We start from the raw sequence: 4,322 nt of genomic DNA, 5'->3' as shown, positions 1-4,322 counted from the left end.
AAGTTGGCAGCATCACCCAGACTCAGAACTTTTCCAGTGGACGTTGTTGCCACTGGTTTAACTCAGAAATGGCTTTATTGTCATGGCGATGATGGTCATAGCGGGCACGCTGAAAGCATATAAATCTTCAATCTCACTGCAGAGATCCTGCAGCGTACCCCAAGCACAACAAGAGAATGATAATCCGTTCGATCTTATCGGGGAACGTGGTCTGGCGCTTTTTCACTAATTGGGAGTCAACCGAGCGATTAGAGTCGCGTGACGCAGTCCATTCGAAACTGCCCGTTGTGGCTTTAATAATCTTTTTACTGGAACCGTTTTTAGACCTGGCTTCCAACTACTGAACCAGACGAGAGCCAAATTCCGCAGTCAATGCAGCTGAGGTTAACTGTTTGATTAAATGATCTAAAATGCCGTCTTCATCCGTTAGATCCAGACTGAAGCACCTAAGGGTTTCATCAAAATCGAAGGGCCGGTACATACGTCATTCCTTTCTGATTGCAAATTACTGAAATGCCCCAGAATTTCTAACACTCTCTTTTTTCGTGTTTGTGCATAATTCTATGCAAAGACCTTTTATCGGAAATGACGTAAAAACGGCCACCAACTCAACAATAACGGTCATGTCCAGCCGATTGCTCTAAAGTGGCATTATATATTCACGAAATGGATGGTCACAGGTGAAAATCTCTTCAGTTGGTGCTCTGAACACCTGCCATAAAAATTTTCGCCCCCTATTACCGCCTTCCATACCCCACCATAAAGCGGATCATCAAGCCACAAGCCGGGGCAATAAACATAAATATCCCCGTTACCAGCTCATTACCGCCAGTTAACCACATAGTGAAGTAATAAATGAGGGCGGCGAGGATCACCATGCCGAAAAATGAAGAGACAGCAGATACTACATTTAGTACCTGACCAATATATCCGCTGACACAAACAATACACAGAGCGAGAAACATCCATAAATAAATCATAGCTCAACCTCCTGCCGCGCTAAAAAACCTGTTACTTCAGGTAGTTTAATAGTAAGACAATTCTTAATCGCTGGCAATTTTTGCCAGGTTCTAATAAAAACAAGATGTTAAAAATAGAGCTTCCAGTTCTGAAAAATATTTACTTGAGTGATTAATAATCAGTAGCTGAAAACAATCGGCTGATGATAAAATGGAAGTACCGCATTCATGCTCCTCGTGGTTTTGTCCTGGCTAGTCTTTACACTCTTTACAGGAACCATTGTCGTACATGATGGCCTAATATATTGAGTGTACCGCTGTCGACATGGAATCTTCTGCGATACAACAATTCGTATCTACAGAAGGTAACTATGTTTCCACAACGCAAATTTTCCCGCGAGTTTCTCCATCCTCGCTACTGGCTCACGTGGTTTGGTCTGGGCGTACTCTGGCTTTGGGTACAGCTTCCTTATCCTGTCCTGTGTTTTCTTGGCACACGTATCGGCACGATGGCCAGACCATTTCTGAAACGTCGCGAATCCATCGCCCGCAAAAACCTTGAACTTTGCTTCCCACAGCATTCATCTGAAGAACGCGAGAAGATGATTGCCGAAAACTTTCGTTCACTCGGCATGGCGCTGGTAGAAACCGGCATGGCGTGGTTCTGGCCCGATCGTCGCGTGCGTAAATGGTTTGATGTTGAAGGTCTGGATAACCTGCAACGCGCACAAATGCAAAATCGCGGCGTAATGGTAGTCGGCGTACATTTTATGTCACTGGAACTGGGCGGCCGCGTAATGGGGATTTGCCAGCCAATGATGGCAACTTATCGTCCGCATAATAATCAATTGATGGAATGGGTGCAGACCCGTGGTCGGATGCGTTCGAATAAAGCGATGATCGGCAGAAATAATCTGCGCGGTATTGTTGGTGCTTTGAAAAAAGGTGAAGCCGTATGGTTCGCTCCCGACCAGGATTATGGTCGTAAAGGAAGCTCCTTCGCTCCGTTCTTTGCGGTAGAAAATGTTGCGACAACCAATGGCACTTACGTATTGTCACGCCTCTCAGGTTCCGCCATGTTGACTGTGACGATGGTACGAAAAGCCGATTACAGCGGATACCGTTTGTATATCACCCCAGAAATGGAAGGCTACCCGACAGATGAAGGTCAGGCTGCGGCTTATATGAACAAGATTATTGAGAAAGAGATTATGCGCGCACCGGAGCAGTATCTCTGGATCCACCGCCGCTTCAAAACGCGTCCGGTGGGTGAAGCGTCGTTATACGTTTAACAAACGACCAGCTCTTCTTCCCTCCTCAAATTAGCCATAATAACTCAATGGTTTTTATGGCTTTTTTCTTAAGGCTTTCCCCTTCGCTGAATCATGAATTATTACTGACAGAAATTAAACTGTCGCCGATATGAGACACTCGTAAGTTACTAAAAGTAAATAAGAAAATGCCACTTGTTTCAATTTAGTTTTAGGCGTACATTAGCGCCGTCTCGAGCAAATCAGCTCAGAATTCTGGGGTGATGCCCACGGCAAAACAGAGGCCTGTTAAGGTCGTTTTCCCGGTGTCAGCTCACTGTATCAGATGTAATGAAGTCATTCAGGCGTAACTGTAATTACGCGGAGAGATGTAAAGTGAAATATTTCTTTATGGGCATTTCTTTTATGGTCATCGTTTGGGCCGGTACTTTTGCCCTGATGATCTAAAAGCAAACTGTGCAACGAAAAACAGGAGCCATCTGGCTCCTGTTTGCTTTTCTGAGAATGCATTTATTCGGCGTTTTCGTGAATATGTTTACTGCTGGCGGGCAGTAAACCGTCTGCGCGGAACATCGCTTTAATCCCGCGTATCGCCTGACGAATACGGTCACGGTTTTCAATCAGCGCAAAGCGTACATGCGTGTCGCCGTAGTCGCCAAAGCCAATCCCCGGAGAGACACAGACCTTCGCTTCGTTAAGCAGCTTTTTGGCAAACTCCAGCGAGCCTATTGCCGCATACGGTTCAGGGATTTTTGCCCAGACATACATCGAAGCCTTCGGCATTTCAACCATCCAGCCCGCTTCATGCAGCCCTTTTACCAGAACATCGCGGCGGCGCTTATACTGTTCGGCAATATCGCGCACGCACTGTTGATCGCCTTCCAGCGCGGCAATTGCAGCCACCTGCAATGGCGTAAAAGTACCGTAATCGTGGTAGCTTTTGATACGCGCCAGCGCACTGACCAGCGTTTTGTTACCGACCATAAAGCCAATACGCCAGCCTGCCATGTTGTAACTTTTCGACAAGGTAAAGAACTCGACCGCCACGTCACGTGCGCCCGGAACCTGCATGATTGACGGCGCTTTCCAGCCATCGTAGACGATATCGGCATAGGCCAGGTCGTGAACCACCAGTACATCGTAGCGTTTCGCCAGCGCAACAACCTTTTCGAAGAATTCCAGTTCCACACATTGCGCGGTTGGGTTCGACGGGAAGCCGAGGATCATCATCTTCGGTTTCGGATAACTTTCGCGAATTGCGCGTTCCAGTTCATTGAAGAAATCAACACCCTCCACCAGTGGCACTGAACGTACCTGCGCACCGGCAATCACCGCGCCGTAGATATGAATCGGATAACTTGGATTCGGCACCAGCACAGTGTCGCCGTGATCCAGCGTCGCCAGCATCAGGTGCGCCAGCCCCTCTTTCGAGCCAATGGTGACGATGGCTTCTGATTCCGGATCTATCTCAACGTCGTAGCGATCCTGATACCAGTGGGAAATGGCGCGACGCAACCGGGGAATGCCACGTGAAGTGGAATAGCCATGTGTGTCCGGGCGCTGCGCCACGGTACAGAGTTTTTCGACGATATGCGGCGGGGTTGCGCCGTCCGGATTGCCCATACTGAAATCGATAATATCTTCGCCACGCCGGCGCGCAGCCATTTTCAGTTCAGCGGTAATGTTAAAAACGTAGGGCGGGAGACGATCAATACGCGTAAAGCGACGTTCAGGGCGAGTGTCAGCCATAATTTCCTCAGATTAACGTTAGCGCCCGGACCGTCCGAGCGACGCTGCCACGATGGTGGCTGTTTTGAAAATAGCCTGATTAATTTCTGTCTGTCGAGCGTTTTAGCAAATATTTTTTTCTACCAAAAAAAGAGGAAAACCTGTAATAAAACGGGAAATCCTTACTTTCTTCCAAGAAAATTAAATTCATATTAATTAACATTATAATTTCAATAAATTTACTTATTGAGTGTGCATTATCAAGAGATGCATTGCCAATACACCATTTGCCTGACAATCCCCTTTTAAAAGTGTGGTTTTTCCTCAAAAACGGCCTGCTGGTCATCAGCCTTCAGGTTACCTA

The 4,322-nt window shown here is 47.1% G+C and carries 4 protein-coding genes; 2 read left to right on the top strand and 2 right to left on the bottom strand.

What is annotated here, in order from left to right; genetic code table 11:
• Positions 1-737 precede the first annotated feature (737 nt).
• Positions 738-980, bottom strand: coding sequence for a YfdY family protein (locus A7589_RS22515; RefSeq protein WP_000639882.1), 243 nt, complete (start codon positions 978-980; stop codon positions 738-740).
• A gap of 350 nt (positions 981-1,330) precedes the next feature.
• Between A7589_RS22515 and lpxP the strand changes: the two genes are divergently transcribed.
• Both lpxP and ypdK read left to right on the top strand, forming a co-directional pair.
• Positions 1,331-2,251, top strand: a complete 921-nt coding sequence (gene lpxP, locus A7589_RS22505) for a kdo(2)-lipid IV(A) palmitoleoyltransferase (protein ID WP_000484420.1) — start codon at positions 1,331-1,333, stop codon at positions 2,249-2,251.
• Between the two features lie 354 nt (positions 2,252-2,605).
• A complete protein-coding gene (gene ypdK / locus A7589_RS22500) occupies positions 2,606-2,677 on the top strand; it encodes a membrane protein YpdK (RefSeq protein ID WP_010723117.1) in 72 nt (23 codons plus the stop codon).
• Positions 2,678-2,740: 63 nt separating this feature from the next.
• Here ypdK and alaC read toward each other — a convergent pair whose 3' ends face one another.
• Positions 2,741-3,979, bottom strand: a complete 1,239-nt coding sequence (alaC, locus tag A7589_RS22495; protein WP_000785907.1) for an alanine transaminase — start codon at positions 3,977-3,979, stop codon at positions 2,741-2,743.
• Positions 3,980-4,322: the final 343 nt, after the last annotated feature.

The sequence above is a fragment of the Escherichia sp. MOD1-EC6475 genome (assembly GCF_003046645.1).
Taxonomy (GTDB): Bacteria; Pseudomonadota; Gammaproteobacteria; order Enterobacterales; family Enterobacteriaceae; genus Escherichia; species Escherichia ruysiae.
Note: the sequence above shows the minus strand (reverse complement) of the source record. Positions and strands in the feature narration are given on the sequence as shown.

Bases quoted from the DNA above. Each gene is read 5' to 3' on its own strand.
- A7589_RS22515 (WP_000639882.1), bottom strand. From the start codon at position 980: ATGATTTATTTATGGATGTTTCTCGCTCTGTGTATTGTTTGTGTCAGC.
- lpxP (WP_000484420.1), top strand. From the start codon at position 1,331: ATGTTTCCACAACGCAAATTTTCCCGCGAGTTTCTCCATCCTCGCTAC.
- alaC (WP_000785907.1), bottom strand. From the start codon at position 3,979: ATGGCTGACACTCGCCCTGAACGTCGCTTTACGCGTATTGATCGTCTC.